This is a genomic window from Geminicoccaceae bacterium (genome assembly GCA_020638465.1).
Taxonomy (GTDB): domain Bacteria; phylum Pseudomonadota; class Alphaproteobacteria; order Geminicoccales; family Geminicoccaceae; genus JAGREO01.
This window is the reverse complement of record JACKIM010000001.1, coordinates 1,131,177-1,152,201: the sequence shown is the minus strand read 5'-3', so window position 1 is coordinate 1,152,201 and position 21,025 is coordinate 1,131,177. Positions and strand designations below refer to the sequence as shown.

General features: G+C 61.6%; 19 protein-coding genes. 7 read left to right on the top strand and 12 right to left on the bottom strand.

Features of this window, described 5'->3' with window-relative positions:
• Positions 1-69: 69 nt before the first annotated feature.
• From gyrA to H6851_05470, 4 genes are all read right to left on the bottom strand, one after another.
• Positions 70-2,703 carry a DNA gyrase subunit A gene (gyrA, locus tag H6851_05485; protein MCB9943059.1) on the bottom strand — a complete coding sequence of 878 codons (2,634 nt, stop codon included), beginning with the start codon at positions 2,701-2,703 and terminating at the stop codon, positions 70-72.
• 333 nt (positions 2,704-3,036) lie between these two features.
• Complete coding sequence (locus H6851_05480; GenBank protein ID MCB9943058.1) at positions 3,037-3,327, bottom strand: CcdB family protein; 291 nt, start codon at positions 3,325-3,327, stop codon at positions 3,037-3,039.
• Positions 3,315-3,569: a type II toxin-antitoxin system CcdA family antitoxin gene (locus H6851_05475; protein ID MCB9943057.1), complete on the bottom strand. Its 255-nt coding sequence runs from the start codon at positions 3,567-3,569 to the stop codon at positions 3,315-3,317. Before H6851_05475 ends, H6851_05480 begins: the two co-directional genes overlap by 13 nt.
• 118 nt (positions 3,570-3,687) lie before the next feature.
• Entirely contained in the window at positions 3,688-3,999 is a 312-nt protein-coding gene (locus tag H6851_05470) for a hypothetical protein (protein ID MCB9943056.1), read from the bottom strand.
• A 287-nt stretch (positions 4,000-4,286) separates the two neighbouring features.
• On the opposite strand from H6851_05470, the gene H6851_05465 reads away from it, so the two are divergent.
• Positions 4,287-4,679, top strand: coding sequence for an IS1595 family transposase (locus H6851_05465; protein MCB9943055.1), 393 nt, complete (start codon positions 4,287-4,289; stop codon positions 4,677-4,679).
• Here the strand turns inward: H6851_05465 and H6851_05460 are convergent.
• The 3 genes from H6851_05460 to H6851_05450 form a co-directional block, all read right to left on the bottom strand.
• Positions 4,669-5,307: a TraM recognition domain-containing protein gene (locus H6851_05460; protein ID MCB9943054.1), complete on the bottom strand. Its 639-nt coding sequence runs from the start codon at positions 5,305-5,307 to the stop codon at positions 4,669-4,671. The two genes, H6851_05465 and H6851_05460, sit on opposite strands and share 11 nt — an antisense overlap.
• Before the next feature lie 277 nt (positions 5,308-5,584).
• Complete coding sequence (gene tnpB, locus H6851_05455) at positions 5,585-5,929, bottom strand: IS66 family insertion sequence element accessory protein TnpB (protein ID MCB9943053.1); 345 nt, start codon at positions 5,927-5,929, stop codon at positions 5,585-5,587.
• Positions 5,926-6,303 carry a transposase gene (locus H6851_05450; GenBank protein ID MCB9943052.1) on the bottom strand — a complete coding sequence of 126 codons (378 nt, stop codon included), beginning with the start codon at positions 6,301-6,303 and terminating at the stop codon, positions 5,926-5,928. The genes tnpB and H6851_05450 overlap by 4 nt, the downstream gene beginning before the upstream one ends.
• A 276-nt stretch (positions 6,304-6,579) precedes the next feature.
• Between H6851_05450 and H6851_05445 the strand changes: the two genes are divergently transcribed.
• The 5 genes from H6851_05445 (at position 6,580) to H6851_05425 (ending at position 12,868) form a co-directional block, all read left to right on the top strand.
• On the top strand, positions 6,580-6,966 hold the full coding sequence (locus H6851_05445) for a response regulator (protein MCB9943051.1): 387 nt from the start codon (positions 6,580-6,582) through the stop codon (positions 6,964-6,966).
• Between the two features lie 31 nt (positions 6,967-6,997).
• On the top strand, positions 6,998-7,663 hold the full coding sequence (locus H6851_05440) for a protein phosphatase CheZ (GenBank protein MCB9943050.1): 666 nt from the start codon (positions 6,998-7,000) through the stop codon (positions 7,661-7,663).
• Between the two features lie 156 nt (positions 7,664-7,819).
• Positions 7,820-8,554, top strand: coding sequence for a hypothetical protein (locus tag H6851_05435; GenBank protein MCB9943049.1), 735 nt, complete (start codon positions 7,820-7,822; stop codon positions 8,552-8,554).
• Entirely contained in the window at positions 8,551-9,168 is a 618-nt protein-coding gene (locus H6851_05430) for a hypothetical protein (protein ID MCB9943048.1), read from the top strand. Before H6851_05435 ends, H6851_05430 begins: the two co-directional genes overlap by 4 nt.
• A 4-nt stretch (positions 9,169-9,172) precedes the next feature.
• Positions 9,173-12,868 (top strand): tetratricopeptide repeat protein, encoded by a 3,696-nt coding sequence (locus tag H6851_05425; protein MCB9943047.1) that lies wholly within the window; start codon positions 9,173-9,175, stop codon positions 12,866-12,868.
• A 54-nt stretch (positions 12,869-12,922) separates the two neighbouring features.
• On the opposite strand, the gene H6851_05420 is transcribed toward H6851_05425, so the two are convergent.
• From H6851_05420 to H6851_05400, 5 genes are all read right to left on the bottom strand, one after another.
• Positions 12,923-14,617: a thiamine pyrophosphate-binding protein gene (locus tag H6851_05420; GenBank protein ID MCB9943046.1), complete on the bottom strand. Its 1,695-nt coding sequence runs from the start codon at positions 14,615-14,617 to the stop codon at positions 12,923-12,925.
• Between the two features lie 135 nt (positions 14,618-14,752).
• Positions 14,753-15,853 (bottom strand): 4-oxalomesaconate tautomerase, encoded by a 1,101-nt coding sequence (locus H6851_05415; GenBank protein ID MCB9943045.1) that lies wholly within the window; start codon positions 15,851-15,853, stop codon positions 14,753-14,755.
• 10 nt (positions 15,854-15,863) lie between these two features.
• On the bottom strand, positions 15,864-17,876 hold the full coding sequence (locus H6851_05410; GenBank protein MCB9943044.1) for a tripartite tricarboxylate transporter permease: 2,013 nt from the start codon (positions 17,874-17,876) through the stop codon (positions 15,864-15,866).
• Between the two features lie 84 nt (positions 17,877-17,960).
• Complete coding sequence (locus H6851_05405; protein MCB9943043.1) at positions 17,961-19,046, bottom strand: tricarboxylate transporter; 1,086 nt, start codon at positions 19,044-19,046, stop codon at positions 17,961-17,963.
• A 153-nt stretch (positions 19,047-19,199) separates the two neighbouring features.
• Entirely contained in the window at positions 19,200-20,288 is a 1,089-nt protein-coding gene (locus H6851_05400; GenBank protein ID MCB9943042.1) for an AbrB family transcriptional regulator, read from the bottom strand.
• 46 nt (positions 20,289-20,334) lie between these two features.
• Between H6851_05400 and H6851_05395 the strand changes: the two genes are divergently transcribed.
• Positions 20,335-21,024: a GntR family transcriptional regulator gene (locus H6851_05395; protein MCB9943041.1), complete on the top strand. Its 690-nt coding sequence runs from the start codon at positions 20,335-20,337 to the stop codon at positions 21,022-21,024.
• Position 21,025 lies beyond the last annotated feature (1 nt).

Here is a 21,025-nt window from a genome sequence, read left to right as displayed (position 1 = left end):
CGGACAGCATTTAACAGCGTGTTGACAGACTATTGATGTGAAGGCCGCGGGCGGGAAATCGATCATGCCTCAGCCATCGCTGTCGAGCTCCTCGCTGTCGCCCTCGTCCGTTTCCGTGAGACGGGCGGCCGAGACGATATGCTCATCGGCATCGGTGTGAAACAGCGTGACACCCTGGGTATTGCGCCCTGCCACCCGGATCCCGCCCACGGGGATGCGGATCATCTTGCCCTTGTCGGTGGTCAGCATGACCTGGTCGCCGTCATCCACCGGGAAGGTGGCCGCGACCATGCCGTTGCGCTCGGAGGTCTCGATATTGATGATGCCCTGCCCGCCACGATTGGTGACGCGGTACTCGAAGGCCGAGCTGCGCTTGCCATAACCGTTGATCGTGATGGTCAGCAGGATCTGCTCACGGGAACGCATCTCCTCGAAGCGGGACCGGTCGATGGCCTGCAGGGCCGGCACATCACTGTCGCCGCGACGCATGGCGCCCGAAACACGGCAGTAGTCATCGCGTTCCTCGCTGGTCGCCTCCACATGGTCGATAATCGACATGGAGATAACTTCGTCACCTGCTGCAAGGTCGACACCGCGAACCCCTTCCGAGCTGCGCGACTTGAAAACCCGCACGCTGGAAACGGGGAAGCGGATGGCCTTGCCGCCAGCCATGGCCAGAAGCACGTCGTGGTCGTCGTCACAGACATCGACGGCGATCAGGCGGTCGGCGTCGTCGAGGCCCATGGCGATCTTGCCGTTGACCGGAACGCGGGTGAAATCGGAAAGGGCGTTGCGGCGGACCTTGCCCGATGCCGTCGCGAAGAAGGCGGACAACTCGCCCCAGGTTTCCTCGTCCTCGGGCAACGGCAGGATGGCGGTGATTGTCTCGCCCTCGGACAGGTGCGGGAACAGGTTGATCATCGCCTTGCCGCGCGCCTGTGGATTTCCCAGCGGCAGCTTGTAGACCTTGAGCTTGTACACACGCCCGAGCGAAGAAAAGAACAGCACCGGCGTGTGGGTGTTGGCAACGAACATGCGACTGACGAAATCGTCCTCATGGGTCTTCATGCCGGCCCGACCCTTGCCGCCGCGCCGCTGGGCACGATAGGTCGAAAGGGGCACGCGCTTGATGTAGCCCTTCATCGTCACCGTGACGACCATGTCCTCGCGGGGAATCAGGTCCTCGATGTCGATATCGATCTCGGCATCCGTGTCGATGAAGGTGCGGCGCGGATCGGCAAAGCGCTCCTTCACCGACAATAGCTCCTCGCGCATCACTTCGAGCAGACGGCCCCGATCGTTGAGAATCAGCAGCAGCTCCTCGATCTTCTTCGCAATCTCGGTGAGCTCGTCGGTGATCTTCTCGCGTTCGAGACCGGTAAGGCGATGCAATCTCAGATCGAGAATCGCCTGGGCCTGGGTTTCGCTCAACTGGTAGGTCGAAGCATCCTCCTCGCCGTCCTTCGCGGGCTCAACGAGGCGAAGAAGCGGCAGGATGTTCTCCGCCGGCCAGACGCGCGCCAGCAGGTTGGCCCTGGCGGTCGCCGGATCGGGCGCGGCGCGGATCAGCGCGATGATCTCGTCGATGTTGGCGACGGCGACGGCAAGCCCGACCAGCACATGCGCCCGGTCGCGGGCCTTGGCCAGATCGAAGGCGGTGCGCCTGAGGATCACCTGCTCGCGGAATTCGAGGAACGCCTGCAGCACCTCGGCGAGGTTCATCACCATCGGCCGGCCGCCGTTCAGCGCCACCATGTTGATGCCGAAGCTCGTCTGCAGCGGTGTGAACTTGTAGAGCTGGTTCAAGACCACATCGGCGTCGGCGTCGCGCTTGACCTCCACGACCACGCGCACGCCGTGGCGGTCGCTCTCGTCGCGCAGGTCCGCGATACCCTCGACCCGCTTCTCGCGCACCACCTCGGCGATGCGCTCGACCATGCGCGCCTTGTTGACCTGATAGGGCACCTCGGTGACGATGATCGCCTGACGATCCTTGCGGATCTCCTCGATCCCCGCCTTGCCGCGGACGATGATGCTGCCGCGGCCGGTCGAATACGCCTGGTGAATGCCCGCACGACCGAGAATGATGCCACCCGTGGGAAAATCCGGTCCCTGGATGATCTCCATGAGCTCGACCACATCCATGTCGGGCTTTTCGATCATCGTCACGCAGGCGTCGATCAGCTCGCCCAGATTGTGTGGCGGGATGTTGGTCGCCATGCCGACGGCAATGCCGCCGGCACCATTGGCCAGCAGGTTGGGAAACTGCGCCGGGAGGACCGTCGGTTCCTCGATCGACTCGTCATAGTTCGGTCGCCAGTCGACCGTGTCCTTGTCGATATCATCGAGCAGGGCCGCTGCCGGACGCGCAAGTCGTGCCTCGGTGTAGCGCATTGCCGCCGGCGGATCGTTGTCCATCGAGCCGAAATTGCCCTGGCCGTCGATGAGCACGAGGCGCATCGAGAAATCCTGGGCGAGGCGCACCATCGCATCGTAGATCGCACTGTCGCCATGCGGGTGGTACTTGCCCATCACATCGCCGACGATCAGTGCCGACTTGCGATGCGGCTTGCCGATATCGTAGCCATTCGCGCGCATCGCGTAGAGGATGCGGCGCTGCACCGGCTTGAGGCCGTCGCGGACATCGGGAAGCGCACGGCTGACGATCACGCTCATGGCGTAATCGAGGTAGGAGCGCTTCATCTCGTCCACGATCGGAACGATATCGAAGCTCTTGGGCTGATCGGGTTCGGCCAAGCGGAGAACTTCCTGAAATGGTGCTAAGTCATGGTCTGGCGCGAGAAAATCTTGCGTGGTTTGGTCTAGCAGATGGTGAAAAGGGTTACAAGCTCAGCACCCTTCCCACTCCAGGGTGATTGAGCCGGCGGCCGCCGAGACCACACACCGACCGGCGCCCGCGGCGCGGCCCTACAAAACTTGTTTTCGTAGGCCAAACCATTTACACTCTATGAAAGATAAACTTGTGGGATAAGATAACGTCCTTATTCTCTTGCAATATTGAAGGTGCCCTTGAGGCTAGACTCCTATCATCAAGACGTCGACGGCTCGTGTGATTTCATTTCCTTGCTCCGAAGCATTTCCCACACGCCTCAAACTCGCGCGCCGAACTGCTCCGATAAGCCGCGTGGCCAACACCAGATGTTCATCTCCGACCCGTATTGCAGGGTTCAGATGCCGGACGGCGGGATAATCGCGTAGCAACGGTATAACGACAACCGCCGGATCCTGTGGAAGAAGCTCGCTTTCGATAACGACCATCATGACATTTCGATGAACTGCTATATCGAAGCGTCTCAGTTGCTCCATGTTGTGTGCGCCGGCCCTGCCATAATATCTGCCAAGGGATGACCATTTTGCTCGTGCCACTCAGCTTGTGCTGCAAACGCCTCACGGTTTTCCTCGATCCAGCGGCGTTGGCGGGCATCTGCAACGGCGCGGCGAAGAGCCTCCTCGGCAACTGCCGAGACATTCACGCCGAACTCCCGCGCTGCATCGAGTGCATCGGCATCAAGTGTCAGAGATGTTTTTCGTTTCGTCGCCGTTTCCATGGACCTTCCCTCGCACAAATACGCATACCGCCAGAAAATACCGACACCCTGGAGGTATGACAAGTTCAAGCTTTTCCCGTGGCTCAGTTCCCACTAGCTGTTGTTCGTGTTATGTTCTCTATAGATTTGGGAGAACCGACTGATGCGCAATGAGGAATTCGAACTGTTTCTTTCGATGGTTGCTCGCCTTGACGTTGAGCAGAAACAACGGCTCGAAGCGGCGCTTGCCGGTGGCGGGGACGAGGCGGTGGTGATCGGGCTTCTGGAAGCTCGCCTTCGCCCGGAACCGGCCTGCCCGCATTGCCGGGCGGAAGGTTCGAAGCCGTGGGGTCAGAGTCATGGGTTGCGGCGTTTTCGATGTGCGGCCTGCAGCCGGACGTTTAATGCGCTGACCGGCACACCGCTGGCGCGCCTGCGCAAGAAGGCGCAATGGTCGAGCTTCACCGCTTGCCTTTCCCGAAGTGACACTGTTCGCAAGGCAGCGAAAGTGTGCCGGGTGGCGGTGGCGACGAGCTTTCGCTGGCGGCATCGTTTTCTTCGGGCGGGCGTGGCCGATGCCGAGGCGCTTTCGGGCATCGTCGAGGCCGACGAGACTTTCTTCCGGCGTTCGTTCAAGGGTTCGCGGTGCTGGCGAAAACAGGTCGATCCGCCGCCGCGTCCGCCCAAAAGACGCGCCACACCGGCCCGCAAGCGCGGTCTGAGCGATGAGCAGGTGCCGTGCTGGTCGCCCGCGACCGCACCGGATCGACACGCGCGGCGGTTCTGGCCGACCGCAGTGCCGATGCCATCGACGCCGCCATCGGCGCCAGCCTGCCCGCCGACGGCGTCCTATGTACCGACAGCCACGCGGCCTTCCGCCTGGTTGCCGACCGCCACGGCATCCATCACGAGCCCGTCAACAGCCGCCAGGGCGAGCATGTCCGCGACAGAAGCTGGCACATCCAGAACGCCAACGCCCGCCACAGCCGCCTCAAGAGCTGGATCGCCGCCTTCAACGGCGTCGCCACGAAAAAATACCTGCCGAACTATCTGGCATGGCACCACGTGCTCGACAAAAAGCCCGATGTTCCGGACCATCGTGAATGGCTGCGGTTGACCATCAACAGCTAATGCGAACTGAGCCTTCACTTTTGGGGGTGTCGGCGATTGCCCCGCTGCCGTCAGGTGCTGACGGGTCCGGGGGCGGTATGTCGCCCGGCAGGGGAGCGGCGGGCGGTTCGGCACGGGGTGCCCGAATGACCTCTTCGCCAAAATCGGCTTTCTGTTCGGCGATCCATGCCTGAAGGCCGGGGTTTTCATGGGCGGGTGCGGTCATGCGGGAGCGGATCATCAAGCCGTCCTGAAAGATCACTGCATCCTCACGGAATTCCCTTCCCATGAGTTTCTGCGGGGAGGCGACCCAATCCTCGCCGCCCCAGATGTCTTTCCGCATACCGAGGATGTCGGCGATGTCTTTCGCTGTGTCCACGTCATTCGGTCTGAAGAAAATCTTGCAGCGGCAGTTGGCGAGGAGGCTTTGCCATTTCGGGTAAACTTCCCTGAGCTGCGCCATGTCTTGGGCGAACAGCCACAGCCGAATGCGATAGCTGCGGGTGATGGCCACGGCATCCTCAATGATGCGCATATAGCCAAGCTGGGGCATTTCATCGAGATAGAAGGTCACCGGCCAATCAGGGTATTCCTCCGGCAGGCTGTCGTCTTCCTGGTTTTCCCGATCAATTTGTGCCCGCCATTTGATGGTAAGCGAGCGTCAAAACGCGTAAAATGCGCCAATCTCCGCCCGCTTACGCTCTATCTGTTTGTTTCGACGCATTTCCTGATCGTTCAGGCTATTCCGCCTGAACGGGAAAAGCTAACCGGAGGTACTGCTCGGCGATGATCGCACGCAAAGCCACCGGATCGTCGGGCAGGTTGTCGAGATGGATCTTCATGACCGGATTCTAGCCCGGAACAGATCATTCAAAAAGGATAAAACAACGATGATTCAATACTATAGAAGATGATTCGAAGAGTGCTCAAAATCGCGATGGCGGGGATGACCAAACTGGCCGGCGCCAGTCGATTCCCTCCCACAACATGGCCAATTGCGCCGAGGTGAGATGAACCATGCCGTCGGCGGGCGACGGCCAGGGAAAGCGGCCATGCTCCAGCACCTTGTAATAGAGGCAGAAACCCTGGGTGTCCCAATAAAGCAGCTTGATCCGGTCACCTCGACGTCCACGAAAGCCGAACACCGCGCCTGAGCACGGATCCTGCTGAATGACCTGTTGCGCCGCAGCCGCCAGGCCCTGGATCCCCTTGCGCATGTCGGTGACCCCGCAGGCCAGATAGACCCGCACACCCGTGCCCGGCCCGATCATGACGCCTCTACCGTCCGGATCAGGGCCTGCAGCCGCCGGCGCTCGATCGTCAAGGGGACGACCAGCACACGACCGCCATGCAGGCGAACCTCCACCGTCTCTGAAACCGCGCCCGTGCTGACAGCATCAGTTATCTCGCCACCACTCAATGCCACCTGCGCAAAAACCGCCGCGCCTTCGGCTGGTGCCGGCAAAATCCCGGACCGGAAATCCGATCGCCATTGATACACCTGCTGACGCGTCACCCCAAACCGCCGCGCAACATCCGCTATCACCGCACCCGGCTCCAGCGATGCCCGAACAATCGCAAACTTCTCCCGAGCCGTCCGCCTCCGACGACACTCCGGACCCGTCAATATCTCCACTCGACCCAATGCTCTTGCTCCAAGACACACCTATCGCGACGTATCCTAGATTTCAGACACCAAACCCAGTAGGCGCCAACCGGCGGCTGCTTACAACGGGAGAGCCGCGATTACCTCCGAAAATAACCATGTTTCATCGACACTCCGAGCGAATTCGGGCGTTAACTGCGAGTTAACGGTTTGCGCTTACCTTCCCATTCCATGGAGGGATGCTGTTCGACGGGGGCGACTTTCCGTGTGCGGCTTCCACCGGCAATCCTAACCTGGTCCCGGGAGTCCCTATTTATGGCGGTCGACAAGAATTTGCCGATACTCATCGTTGACGACTACAAGACGATGCTGCGTATCGTGCGGAATCTGCTCAAGCAACTGGATTTCCAGAACATAGACGAAGCCACCGATGGCAGCATGGCTTTCGCCAGGATGAAGGAAAAGAAATACGGGCTGGTCATATCGGACTGGAACATGCAGCCGAAGACCGGGCTTGACCTGCTCCGCGACGTCCGCGCCGATGACGATCTCAAGGATACGCCGTTCATCATGGTGACCGCAGAAAGCAAGACGGAAAACGTGATCGCGGCCAAGGAAGCGGGCGTCAACAACTACATCGTCAAACCGTTCAACGCAGAGACGCTCAAGGGCAAGATCGCGAGCGTGCTCGGGCCGTTCTGACTTCGCGGAGCCGGCCCTTGGAGTTCACGCAATGACTGCGCCCAAACATCGTTCTGGTAACTTCGATGCAACACTGGCCGAGCGGATCGCCGTGCTCAAGAAGGAGCATGGCGATCTTGTATCCATTGATGAAATCGGCAATGTGACACAAGCGTTGCTCGGCTCGTTGCACGGCGATCTGACATCGCAGGATCTCCGTGTCTATGGCGAGCTGGAGGCCCTTGCGCGCTATATCTACCAGGCCAAGCAGGAAATCAGCGAGATTCGTCCGGAGGAGATTTCCAACGAGCAGATCCCGATCGCCAGCATCGAACTCGATGCGATCGGCGTTCATCTCGAGGAGGCTACCGGAACCATTCTCGACGCCTGTGAAGCCGTCGAAGCGATCATTCCAACGCTTGAAGAAGATCCGGGTCAGAAGTTGGCCAACGCTGTTACCAAGATCTACGAGGCCTGCAATTTTCAGGATCTTAGTGGACAGCGCATCTCGAAGATCGTCAACACGCTGCAAAATATTGAAACGCGGGTTGATCTGCTGTTGCGGGCCTTCGGCCATCGCACGGGCAAAAGCGCATCGAAGCAGCCAGCGGTGGATAACCGGAGCGAGGATGAGAAACTCCTCAACGGGCCACAGACTCCTGCTGCGGCCAACACCCAGCAGGATATCGATGCGTTGTTCGCCAGCTTCGACCTCTAGATATCTTCCTGGTCAGGTGAAATCGCCATGACGGCAAAAGGGAATCTTTGAGGAATGGATTGAACGGGAGATGGATTACAGCCCATCGAAATCTGCTCGCACCATGGTGCGGAACCGATGCCGGTCGCAAGCGATCGCATGTGGAAGCGACCAACCGTGACCACCTCGACCGCCGATGCCCGGCAAGCCGACGGCAACCCATCAAGGATCGAAGAGGCCGACGATGCCGGCCGGGGCGCTCCCGGGGTTTCGGTGCGAAGGCTCCGGGATGGTGCTGCCGGCAACGGGAATCAGGCCAATCAACAGCTTTTTTTGAGTGTATTATTGTTGCTGGTCGCTTTCTTTGCCGTTCTGGTTTCAATGTCCGATGTTGAAGAGCAACGTGCGGAGAAAGTGCTCCGGTCGCTGGAAGGAACGTTCAATCCAGGTTACCGCATCATTTCGGTGATCGAGGGCGCGAGCACCGACCTGAGCGCGGTTGACCTTCCCTCCAACGACGTTCAGGTGGCTCGCTTGCGCCGTTCGATCGCGTTGCACCTGGAATCGGAGACGATCGATGCCGATGCCTTCCGCTTCTTCATGCGCCCCGACGAGCTGTTCGACGAACCGCGCCCCATCCTCAAGATCGACCGTCTCGTCATGTTGCGTCGCCTCGCCAACAGTCTGGGCAACCCGGCACCCGGATCGGCCACCCAGGCATCGATGATACTCGAAGGCCCGATCGACCGGCTTTCCGGCGTCGATCGGGCGGCCATGACCAAACGACTGGACATCCTGCGCAAGACCATGCGCAGGTTCGGTGCACCGATGGAAAGGATCGCCGTCGGCCTGCGCATGGCCGACAGCTATCGCTGGGTCTTCGAAATCGATTCACGGGACCGGCCGTCATGAACCGCGGTCTCATGCGGAGATCGCCGGCAACACAGGGCTGGATCGCCACCTTCACGGATCTTGCCGCACTGATCCTCGCCTTCTTCGTCCTCACCTTCTCGATGCAGACCATCCGCGTCGAGGATCTGTATTCACCCCATGGCGAGACCCGGACTGCCCTGCCGGCGGATTTCATCGCCGACCCCCCGGACGCGCAGAAGCATGGTGCCGATCCCGACAGGCCGGTCATCAGTGCGGGCGACCGCTATCTGGCGACGGTATTGACCACACGACTTGCAAGTCTCGGTCTCGGCCCGAACCTTGAGGTAGGATCCGGAATGCGCGGTCTCGATGTGACCCTTCGAAACCTCGCGACGTCGAATGCCGGCCGCTGGTCCCTCGCACCGAACGCCATGGCTGCGATCAACGAGATCCTGCAGGCAGCCGATGCCAACGGCCGGCAAGTGATTCTGCTGGTACCACGGGGACGCGATGATGACATCGAGACCAGTCTCGCCCGCGGCGATGCAGTGTTGAAGGTCACATCCCCGGATGAAATCCGGACCGTGCTGGTCACGGACGCGCCCGATGTCAGCCTGTCGAACGAAATCGGCTTCCGATTGCAGCGGGAATGACGAGATGACGGACAACCCGCTCAACCGCATTTCAGCCCCCGTGAGCGCCCTTTGTCGAGTTGTGGCCATCGCGGTACTGATGTTCATTGCGTTGCCTGGCATGGCGCCGGCTGTCCAGGCGGCGGAGCCGACAATCCGTATCGGCCAGCATGCCGACTTCACACGTCTCGCCATCGAGTGGCCGGACCCGATCGAAGCGCGATGGGCCAACGGCAATCGGGAACTGCGGCTTCAGATCTCCCGGCCTGTGCCGCTCGAAATCATGCAGACCTGGCGCAGGCTGGACGGGTTGGTGACGACCGCGAGCCTGTCGCGTGATCGCCTGTCGCTGCAAATCGGTCTCAAGGCGTCGGTCACGACACGAACGAGCGTGATCGACCGGAATATCCTCGCCATCGACTTCATCACCGACCGACCGCCAGCAAACTCGCGGACAACGAACACGGGGACGATGCGACTGCGGCTCGGCGAACATGAGACGTTCCTGCGTGTCGTTCTCGAACCGTTCATGCCCGGAGACGGCTCGATCCGCGACAATCAGGGGCACATCACTGTCCCGCTTCCAGGACTTCTGCCGCGAGAGGAATTGGCCAGACTGGCCAAATTCCGCAAACTGATCTCCGATGCCCATGTCGAGGGATCGACACTGTCGCTGCAGCTCGCCCACCCTGGCCCGGTCCGAACGATGAATGTCGACGGCGACAAGCTTGTCATCGACATTCCGATGACCACCGGTGAAGCGGCCCGGCAACATGCGCCCGATACGCACCAACGGGCATCCGGGACTGCAACGCACGGCACGGGGCACGACGTTCCTCCGCCGACACCCGTTCCCGCACCGAGGGGGCATGGCGGCGACACTCATGGCACACGTGATCCCCGTACGTCTTCCTCATCGAACGAACAGTCTGCTTCGGCACAGGCCGTCACAGGTGAAGCGAAGCTCGACGAAGAACACCCCCAAACCGATACGACACGGGACCATGGCGGTATATCGGATGCCGGGCATGGCGTGACATCCGATGCGCATTCCGCCTCCGGTGAAGCAGATGGGCACGACCTGACGCTCTCCCATGGGAGCCAGTCCATATCGAGGGATCATCGACCGCCGCAGAAAGACCTTGCCCAGATCGATCGCTCCGTTCTGGTCCGTCGCGTCTCCAGCAAGATACCCCATTTCGCCGAGCTGCCGGTCGTCGCCGCTCCACGGGATAACGGTGTCGAATTGCGCTTTCTCTGGCCCGAGCCTGTAGCTGCCGCCGTATTTCAGCGCGCCGGCTATCTGTGGGTAGGATTCCATGCCCGGGTCGATTCAGTCACTGCCGACCGCGAAGCCATGCAACGTTATGCCACCAGTTACATTCGCTCGATCCGTCAGGAACCCCAGGCCGATTCCACGATCTTCCGGTTCGCGATGACGGGCCGGTCGATGCCCAGGGTCGTGCGAGACGGACCTGGCTGGATCGTCCAGTTTGGAAGCGGCAGTCCTCCACCCGAGCAACCCGGCCTTCTGCGCGTCGGTCCGAATCCCGCCCTTGTCCTCGAAGATTCCGAAGGTGCGGTCACCATGGCCGATCCGACGGTCGGCGACATGCTGGGCATAGCGTTCTTCGACCAGCCGGGCATCGGCATTGGCCGCAGTCGGGAGCTGGTCAACCTTGCCTTTCTTCCGGCAATTCAGGGTGCGGTATGGAGCGTCAAAAGTCCTGATCTGGAGACTATCCCGATCGAGCGGGGTCTGCTGATCGACAGGCCCGAGGGTCTGCGGTTGGGCAACTGGCCCAGCGCAGCAGCCATGGCCCGACATGACGACACAACCGGCGAAGGTGCCACAGGAGATCACGCCGCAACTCAAGATGATGCCGGACATGGCGAAAATGCCAGTGATCCCGATACCGGCCACATGGCAGCGGCCGCGCAACATGACGATGCACTACCCGGTGGCCACCATGTCCCGTCGTCTCCCGACCTCAAGGTCGCGGCCGACAAGCTGCTGGATCTCGGGTCGGTGGACGTCAAGGTGCCCTCCACTCTATGGCAGCAGAAGCGCGAACTCCTGCCCGCCCTTGTCAGCGGCGATGCTCCGCATCGGTTCATGGCGCATGTCCGAATGGCCCGATTGTACCTGGCCAATGGCCTCGGGCGCGAAGCCCGGACCTATGTCGACCGCGCGCGCGACATTCTGGCGGAAGTCGCCCCGGACAGTCGGGAAGACGCATCGAAGGTCCTCGATGCCCTTCAGGCGGTCGCCGACCTGCAGGATGGCGATCTCGATGAGGCGCGCGGGGAACTTGCTGCCGACGATCTCGCGGAAGATCCCGAAATCGCCCTTTGGCGGGCTGTCATGAGCATACGCGACGACGGACCGGTTCCCGCGGATCTGACCGAAAAGCAACTGCTGCAGACACTGAAGACCTATGGGCCGCCGATGCGGGCCCGACTAGGCATCGATCTCATCCGGGCCTATCTCGACGAAGGCAAGGCCGATCCCGCCTTCGTGCTGATCGACCATCTCGACCGGCAGCCGATGACACCCGAAAACGAGGCTCCGTTCCGGCTGGCGCAGGCGATGGCCTTCGAGCGCGATGGCGATAACGAACGCGCACTGTCCTATCTGGAACAGGCCAGGGAAAGCGCCCGCATGCCGCTGGCGCTCGATGTCTCCTTCGACATCACGGAACTCATGCGGAAACTCGACAAGATCACTGTCGATCAGGCAATTGCCGCACTCAAGCCCGAGCGGCCGTTGTGGCGTGGCCAGAAGGACGAATCGAAATACCTGCGCCGCTATGGCAAGCTACTGGCCGAAGGCAACCGCGCCGAAGAGGCCCTGGAAGTCTGGCAGATCGCAGCCGAGCGGGCGCCCTCGCCGGAAATGGCAAGGGTGATCAGCGAGGACATGGGCGTGCTCTTCGCCGACATCCTCGCCGGGCGCGATGGTTGGAAGCGTACGCCCCTGCAGGCCCTGGCGATCTATCGCCGCTATCGCGAACTCCTGCCCACTGGCAAGGTTGGCAACGACCTGATCAACCGGCTTGCGGAAGAGGTCGACGGTATCGGCCTGCACAACGTGGCTGCGGCCATGCTCGACCGACAGGCCACGTTCCGCCTGGATGAGATCATGGACCGAGGCCCGATCCGCCTGCAAGCAGCCCGCATGCACCTGGCTGCCGGCGACGCCGAGGCGGCCTTGAAGATCCTCAGAAGCGATGCCATGGAGGCGCTTGGAACAGTCGGACAGGCACAGCGCGATCGCATGATCGCCGAAGCCTTGCGCGATCTTGGCCGCGGCACCGAACTCGACCAGACCCTCGCACAACGCAACGAACCCTGGGCCCGCGCACTGCGCATCGATGAGGCATTCGCCACCGGCAACGCTCCTGTCGTCATCAGCGAGGCGCATGCCTATCTGGCGGACATGGGACAAGAAACGCCGATCAGGGGCGAGGCTGCAAGAATCGTCCTTCGGCTGGCCATGACCCTCGCACAACGGAACGACCGGCAGGCCATGACCGAACTGGAGGGGCAGTATTCGACCCGAATGAGCGATGCCGAGGACAAGGCGCTTCTGGCGCTCATCACCCAATCGCCGCCCGATCGTGGAAAGTCCAAAGAAGTCGTCGCGCTCTCAGGCGAGTTTGTCGACGAAACAAGGAAGTTGCTGAATGATGTCGAAAATCACGATGCCCTGACCCAGTAGCACCATTCCCGTTCTGGTGGCATCCCGGGAACGGGGACTTGTGACGGGAAAGGTTCAATCCGGTCCGAACAGCGATCCCAAATCGTCTGGCTGGCGCTCGATACCGGCATGTCCTCCGGGGTGGGCACGGCGGATGACTGGCGAGGCTATGCGATCCGAAACGGGAAAATCCCAGACTGCGGCACCTCCTGTTTTTGAGAACTCTTCCACAAGTTTGGGCAAATCGGAGAGTTTCTCGACCCTGACACCGCCAAGGCCGAAACCCCGGGCGACAGCGCCGAGATCGACTTGTCCGAAAACCGCCCCGGCATCCGACAATCCCTCATCGCGGAGCTTGTGAATCTCGGAACCATATGCACCGTCATTCATGACGCAGATGATGATATTCAGGCCGTTGCGCCTGATGGTTTCGAGTTCCTGAACATGCATCAGGAGGGAGCCGTCGCCGTCGAACATCACCACGGTGTCGCCCGCACGGGCGACGGCAACGCCCATTGCATAGGAGATGCCATTCCCGATTGCACCAAATTCCCGGATTGTCAGAAATTTATCGAACGGTCGGTTCATATGGGCAAAATAGAAGGAACAGTGACCCGAGGAGTTGACCATCTGCCAGTCTTCCGGCAGCGCCGCATCGAGACTGGCCACGACATCTCGCGGATCGAGCAAACCTGGCTCAGCGGGGAATTCCGCCATATCGGAAGGAGCTTCGGCGATGGCTTCGGCCAATCGATCCGACCTCCATCCGGGCTGGGTCCCGACCATTTCCAGCAGGGCTTCGACGGACAAGCGCGCATCGCCACGCAACCAGTAACGGGCAGGGGTCATCCCTTGAATCAACGTTCTGGGTTGAATGTCGACATGAAGGATATCGGCCTTTGGAAACAGCTTTCCCTTGTCGAGATTATGCTGGGTGAGTTGGCAGCCCACGGCGAGGACCAGATCCGCTTCAGCCAGACAGGCACGTGTCAACGTGGAAGAAAAGCCGCCAGCTATACCCAGCGAGAACGGATTGCCATGAAACAGCCCGCGGGCCGGAAGCGTCGTCGCCAGAAGCCCGCCGACCTTCTCCGCCAATCGCGTGCAGGCTTCCCGCGCTCCCGATGCGGCAGCACCCATGCCTCCCATGATGACGATCCGGCGTGCCCGGCCGATGACGTCCGCAGCCTGGGAAAGATCGGCCGGATTTGGCGGGACGGGAGAGAGTTTTGCCATGACCGCATCGGACCGCAATGGCAGTTTACCACCATTGTTGATTTTCTGCGTCTGAAGATCGAACGGCACGCCCAGCACGACCGGCCGCCGCTCCTCCTTCGCCTCGACGAACGCGTCGCGGATCCCATCCGCCATGCGGGGAACGTGGTGGAGCGCGTGGTAACTTGCTCCCGTCGCGGCGATGAACGGTGCCTGATCCAGCTGTTGATTGTACCACGATGCACTCAACGGAGCTTCTCCCGCGAATACAACCAGTGGAATCCGCGCCCGTACGGCGGCCGGCAGCGCCGTCAACACCTGCGTCAGGCCGGGACCGCAAGTTACCGTGGCAATTCCGGGCTTTCCGGACTTGCGCGCATAGGCGGTCGCCGCCGCGACAGCGCAATGTTCATGCCGGACATGGATCATCCGTACGCCGCGGCCGGCCAGCGCGGTGGCCCAGTTCATGTTCGCATCGCCCAGCAACGCAAAACAGGCTTCGACACCCTCATTGACGAAGCTGTCGGCGAGCCATTCAAAAACATGCTGAGACATCGTCCTCGAATCCTGTCTGCGTCATCGATGCGATCCGTACCCGCGCCAGTCGTGTGGCGTGCAGCTACCTTTCGCGTGGGTATACGGACGGGACCGCGGAGCCATGATCCCGCACCGGGAACATTGTGCCAATCGTCAAGAAAATCCCTTCCAGACACCGTGCGGAACCATTACCTCGCCGCGGGCAAGGAACCGGGCGGTTCGCACCAGTCCGGCCGAGCGGATCTCGATACCGTCATCCGCGCGGGCGAAATCCACCAGGACATCGAATGTTCCCGCAGGATGCTCGACGGATACGGTGACCGGCGTCGGCTGGCCTTCCAGCCCATCACTGAGACCATCGGCAACGGTGCCCGGAAGGATGGCACAGGCGGCAATGCATTGTGCTCCCGTCACCGCCATCGAGGGATGGCATGCCCATGGCATGAAATACCGGGCGGCGATGGACCCGCCATTGCGGGGTCGGGCAAGCACCGCAATCTTGGGTGTCACGGACTGGGATACATCTCCCAGCCCCATCAGGACGCCCGCCTTCAACCGGATGGCCTCCGCACGCTCGAAGAACGCCCGGTTGTCATCCAGCTCGCGCTGGGTCTCATGGCCGGTCAGGCCGAAATCCTCGGCCCTGGCCATCATGACTGGCATGGCCACATCCATGCAGGTCACCTCGATCCCATCGATGGTGTCGCGCATGTGACCCGTCGGAAGCATCGCTCCTGTCACCGATCCCACGGTTTCGAGGAAATCCAAGCGTAGCGGAGCCGCAGTTCCGGGAACACCGGCAATTTCGAAGTTTCCCTCATAGGCGACATTCCCCGCCGGCGTCTGGACCCGCGCCTCGATCACCGCACCGGTGTTGACGGCATGGATGCGGACCAGCGTTTCACCGTCGGCGGCCGGGACCATGCCCATCTCGATGGCGGCAGGCCCGACACCACAGAGGATGTTACCGCAGGTCGGCCGATAATCGACCTCGCGCTTGTCGACGGCAACCTGTGCGAAGAAATAATCCACATCGCAATCTTCGCGTTCCGACGGGCTCAGCATCGCGACCTTGGTCGTCACGGCATTGCCACCGCCGATGCCGTCGATGTTCAGCGGATGCCCGGCACCGACCACCGACATGAGAACCTCGCTCAGGGTCTCGCGGTCGTCGGGAAGGTCGCTTCGCCGGAAATACGGCCCTCGGGAGGTCCCCCCACGAAAGAACAAATAGGGTATGGGAGTCTGATTCATGACGTTCCGTTCACGTGAAGGGCCAGGGCAGGTCGATGATCGACTGGAGATAGCCCGGCGGAAAGTCCCGGCCGAGAATGGCGGCGAGCGACAGGATGAACGCCAGGCCGGCTGCAGTCGCGAACAGGCTGCGCATCCACCCGAGCCGGCCGCGGACGAGGAAGAAGGCAATGAGGAAAACGGTCAGGGCGATGACCAGACCGACACAGAAGGTCATGACGACCAGCAGCAGGAACCATGCCAGGGTCGACCACAGGCCGAACGGCGCCTTGCCCTCCTCGCCACACTCCAGATCGATGAAGACATCGTCGTTCCTGGGCCTGACCGCCATGCGTACCAGCAGCGCCGCAGCGCCCGCGAGCGTGACGAGGCCGATCGTCAGCGGGAAGATCTTGTCCTGGAACCGTCCTACTTCCCAGGAATTCCAGCAGGCGACGATGAGGTAGAAAGCGATGCAACCGAGGAAAATCGCCGGCGCCGTTTTACCGCCCGTTGGCGCATCGATGTTTTCACGAATGTTCTTGGAAGCGCGAATACCTACAACAACGGAAACAATCGTCAGGACCAGAAGCGCGATGGAGATCGGCGACAGCAGGTAGTCCCATCCGGCTTCGAAGCTGCGGCGGAACCGGGCCCCGGCGATCTGGAACGCCTGATTGACGAACACTTCCGACTGGTAGCTCAACACGAAGCCGATAAGGAAGGCCGGGCGCGAGAAATCGAACCTGCGCAGGAGGATACCGAAGATGCCGATGCCGACCAGCGCCGCCAGGTCGAGGGCCGACTGTCGCGACTGGAAGGCGGCGAATGCGATGATCATGAAAAGGTAGGGAGCGAGGATCGTGAAACGGATGGTCGTCATCCGCGCGATCCATTTGGACAGCAGGATGCAAAGTCCCGCACCGAAGACATTCGCCAGGGCAAGCGACCAGACAATCGTGTAGGTGATGTCGAGGTTGTTGCGGACCATTTGCGGGCCCGGCGTCATGTTCAGCAGCGCTAGGCCACCGAGGAAGATCGCCATGGAACCGGAGCCGGGAATGCCGAAGATCAGCGTGGGGACCAGCCCGCCGCCTTCCTTGGCGTTGTTCGAGCTCTCCGGGGCAATGACGCCGCGAATGTCGCCCTGTCCGAATTGCGAGCGATCCTTTGCGGTCTGCACCGCCGAACCGTAGGCGAGCCAGTCGACCACGGAACCGCCGAGACCGGGAATGATGCCGACGATCACCCCGATGGTCGCGCAGCGCAGCGACAGCCATTTGTGCCGCCACCAGTCGCCCACCCCCTGGACCCAGCCATCGCCGAGGGTCCCGCCTTCAGCGATGGCGCGATCCTGTCTCAGGAGCGAGACGATCTCCGGCACCGCATAGATGCCAAGCCCGACAATGACCAGCTGGAAGCCATCCACCAGATAGGGAATATCGTAAGTTGACATTCTCAGGCTGCCGCCAGCAGGCGCCGACCCGATCGTACCGACCATGATCCCCAGACCGGCCGCGACGACACCCTTGAGCGGTACTCGCCCGGCAAGGATCGCCACCATGGATAGTCCCAGGATGGTGATCATCAGCATCTCGGGCAGACCGAACGCGAGAATCAACGGCCGCGCTATGAGGATTACCCCAGTGAGGACCATCGCCCCGAACAGGCCACCGAAGAGCGAGGAGGCGAACGCCGCCGACAGCGCACGCGCCGCATGCCCCTGACGTGCCAGCGGAAACCCGTCCAGCACAGTGGCCTGGCTGGCCGACGATCCGGGAATGCCCATCAGTACCGACGAGAACGTGTCCGATGTCGGGATGACGGCGACGAGGCCGACCATCAGCGCAAGGCCCGAAACCGGATCGATGCCGTACATGAAGGGCAAAAGCAGCGCGAGCCCGGCAATTCCGCCCAGGCCGGGCAGGACGCCAATCGAAAGACCTAGAAGCACACCGCCCAGCAAATGAAGGATTTGCGAGGGCTGAAGGATGAGTGAGAACGCCCGCCCGAGTTCGGGCAGGGCCTGTGCAAGCGTCTCCAAGACATTCTCCGACCGGTGCTTGTAAGACAGGGACCCCGCCCGGTTTCCGCGGGCGGGGCCGGATCATGCCGTCACCCGATCAGATCAGTCGAGTGAAATATCGTAGTCGGCCTTGAGCCAGTCGATGACATACTTCCTGGCTTCCGGGGAAATCGTCGTCGCCTGCTTCGTCGCCTCGACCGCGGCCTCGCCGACAAGCTGGGGATAGACGCCGAGAACCTCGTTCGAATCGGTCGTGAAGCCGTCGGCCGCAATGGCCTTGCGCAGGGCCTCGACATAGGTGTCGACGACCTCCTGCGACGCCGACGATGGCAGGAAGATCGTCTTCTGGTTGGCAAAACCGGCAACGAAGAAGGCCTTGAATGCGTCCCATGCCACGCCTTCGGTTTCGCAACCCGCCGTCGCCTCGCAGACTTCCTTGAAACTCGGCAGGTCGGGGAAGGTCGGGTCGCGGACGATGGCACCCGCTTCGTCCAGCGCGCCCCACGAGAAGATCGGTGTCGCCAGCCCATCATCGACCAGCGGCTGGACGTTGGCGATGTAGGCGGACGATGTCTGGTAGTCGATGTTGGCTTCGCCGCGCTCGAACATCAGCCGGCCATCGCCGCGTCCCTCGACGCCGAAGACCGGATCGACCTGAAGGCCGAGCATCTTGAATGCCAGCAGCGGTACGAGGTCGAGTGTCGTTGCGCCCTGGCTGCCGTAAAGGTAGAATTCGTCCTTCAGGTCATCCATGTCGCCGTCGAACTTCGTGCCGAGTTCCGGCGGAAGGTACACAACACCACCGGTGGCCGACGCGAGAACGGGCTGCCATTCTTCGTACTTGTAGCGGACACGGGGATCGCCGAGCAGGTAGGGGAATTTCGTCGAGCCCGAATCGCCGAAAACAAGAAGTCCGTCACCCTTGTCCTGCTGCCCCTGGAACCAGTTCGCACCCTCGGTCGATCCGGCACCGGGACGATAGCGGACCACCACCGTGGGATTGCCGGGAAGCTCCTGCGACAGGCGCGGCGCATAGAAATTGGCCCATTTCGCCGACCCGCCGGACTCCGAGAATGGAATGACATAGTCGATGGTGCTGCCGTCAAACGACTGGGCGCGGACTGCATGGGCTCCCGCAACGACAAAGAGACTGGCGGCGACCGACATCAGGATCGGTGCTTTTTTCATTCATTTCCTCCCTGTGAGAAATGAGAAACGTGCAGGGCTTTCCCGCAAGGTGACAGATGATTCGGCCGCGAAAATGAGCCGGCCTGTTCCCGCAGGATGTCAGGTGGAACGCGATAAATCAAATTCATTCACAGGAGGACACGACGAAATACGTTATGATGTATGACTTTTTTTGTCCCTCCCTGGGCCGCGCAGACCGAGGATCGCGGCGAAGATCGGCGCACCCATGATGACCAGGGTCAGCCTCAGCAGGTGATGCACGACGATGAATCCGAGATCCGCCCCGGCAACGATGGCAAGGACGGTCATCTCGGCCTGCCCGCCCGGCGCGAAGGAAAGAAAGCCTTCCACTGGCGAAGCAAATCCCAGCTGAACGACAATCTCCGTGACGATGGCGGCGAGAATCGCGAGGATGGCTACGAACGCCATCCCCGACAGCACGAAGCGGCGAATTTCACTAACGGTCACACCGACATAGCCGACACCGATCCCGATACCGATGAACAGCTGCGCCGCGAGAATGGCCTCACGTGGCGGCCGGTGCTCGACGAGGCCTGTCAGGGAAAGGATCGCGGTTGCGATCATCGGACCGAGGATGGCGGCACCGAACAGTCCGACCCGCTCGCCGATCTTCCAGCCACCGATCGCGGCCGCAGCCATCAGGACGAGTTCCGCCAGGGGTATGTCGAAGGCCGGCGCCCCGATCGGCTTGACGAGCGGCCGGTCGAAGATATGCAGCAGGATGGCCGGGACGATGGTGACGATGATGAGCACCCGGGTCGCATGGACGAGCGATAGGGCCCGGACATCCGCACCGGCCTCCTGCCCGAAGACGATCATGTCCTGAAGCCCGCCGGGCATGGCTGCAAAATAGGCTGTGGGCATGTCGAACCCGCAGACATGGCGGAAATAGGGAACGCCGACGAGACCGATAGCGATGATGTAGATTGGCACGAACGCCGCCGAACCCGCCATTTGCGGCAGCTGGTGGACGACCTCTGGCGTGATCGAAGCCCCGACCGCCACACCGAGAATCGTTCGCGCCCCCTTGGATACCGTGGAAAAGCCCCGAAGTCGCACCCCGAGCAGGGCGGCGGCGAGGCAGGAAAACATCGGCCCGAACAGGAAGGGCAACGGCAGGCCCAACGCCTGGAACACGACGACGCCGCAACCGGCGAGGGCCAGCGTGCCCGCGCGGCGGAGGGGTAGGCGATGGATGAAGGACGAGGGTTCTTGACGCATTTGTATGCTGATGTATACGATTGGATGCATGAAGAAAACAGGAAAAATGGGAAAGAGTGGATCAACTTCCGGAAACCCCGAATCGCGCGTCCTGCAGGGCGACAGCGCCTTCGAGCGGATCAGGGAGGAGATTCGCTCGGGCGCGCTGAAACCCGGAGCACGCTTGACGGAAAACGAACTTGCCGAGCGGTTGTCCATCAGCAGGACCCCGGTTCGCGAGGCCATCCGCCGTCTCGAGAGCGAGGGCCTTGTCGAACACCAGCCCCGTACCGGAGCGGTCGTCCGAAGGCTGGAATATTCCGAAATGATGGAACTCTACGAGATGCGGATGGTCCTTGAGGCGACCGCGGCCCGCCTGGCCGCACGGGCGGCCTCGTCGGTCGAGCTCGAGGAACTGCAATCCATCAACGTCGACATGAAGGCTTCCATCGGCGACGCCACTGCCCTGGTCCGCCTCAACCGTCAATTCCATGCCCGCCTCCTCGACGCTGCGCGCAACCGGTTCCTGCACCGATCCATGGCCTCGGTCGAATCGACGCTGCTGATCCTCGGGCCGACGAGCATGGAATCGCCGACCCGCGCCAAGGAGGCGGTGGCCGAGCACCAGGACATTCTGGAATCGCTCTTCGCACGCGATGGCAGCGCGGCGGAAACGGCCATGCGCCTCCACATGGAACGCGCCCACCTCACACGGTTGCGCATGTTGCGGCAGTCTTCACCGGACCGGCAGGAATGAC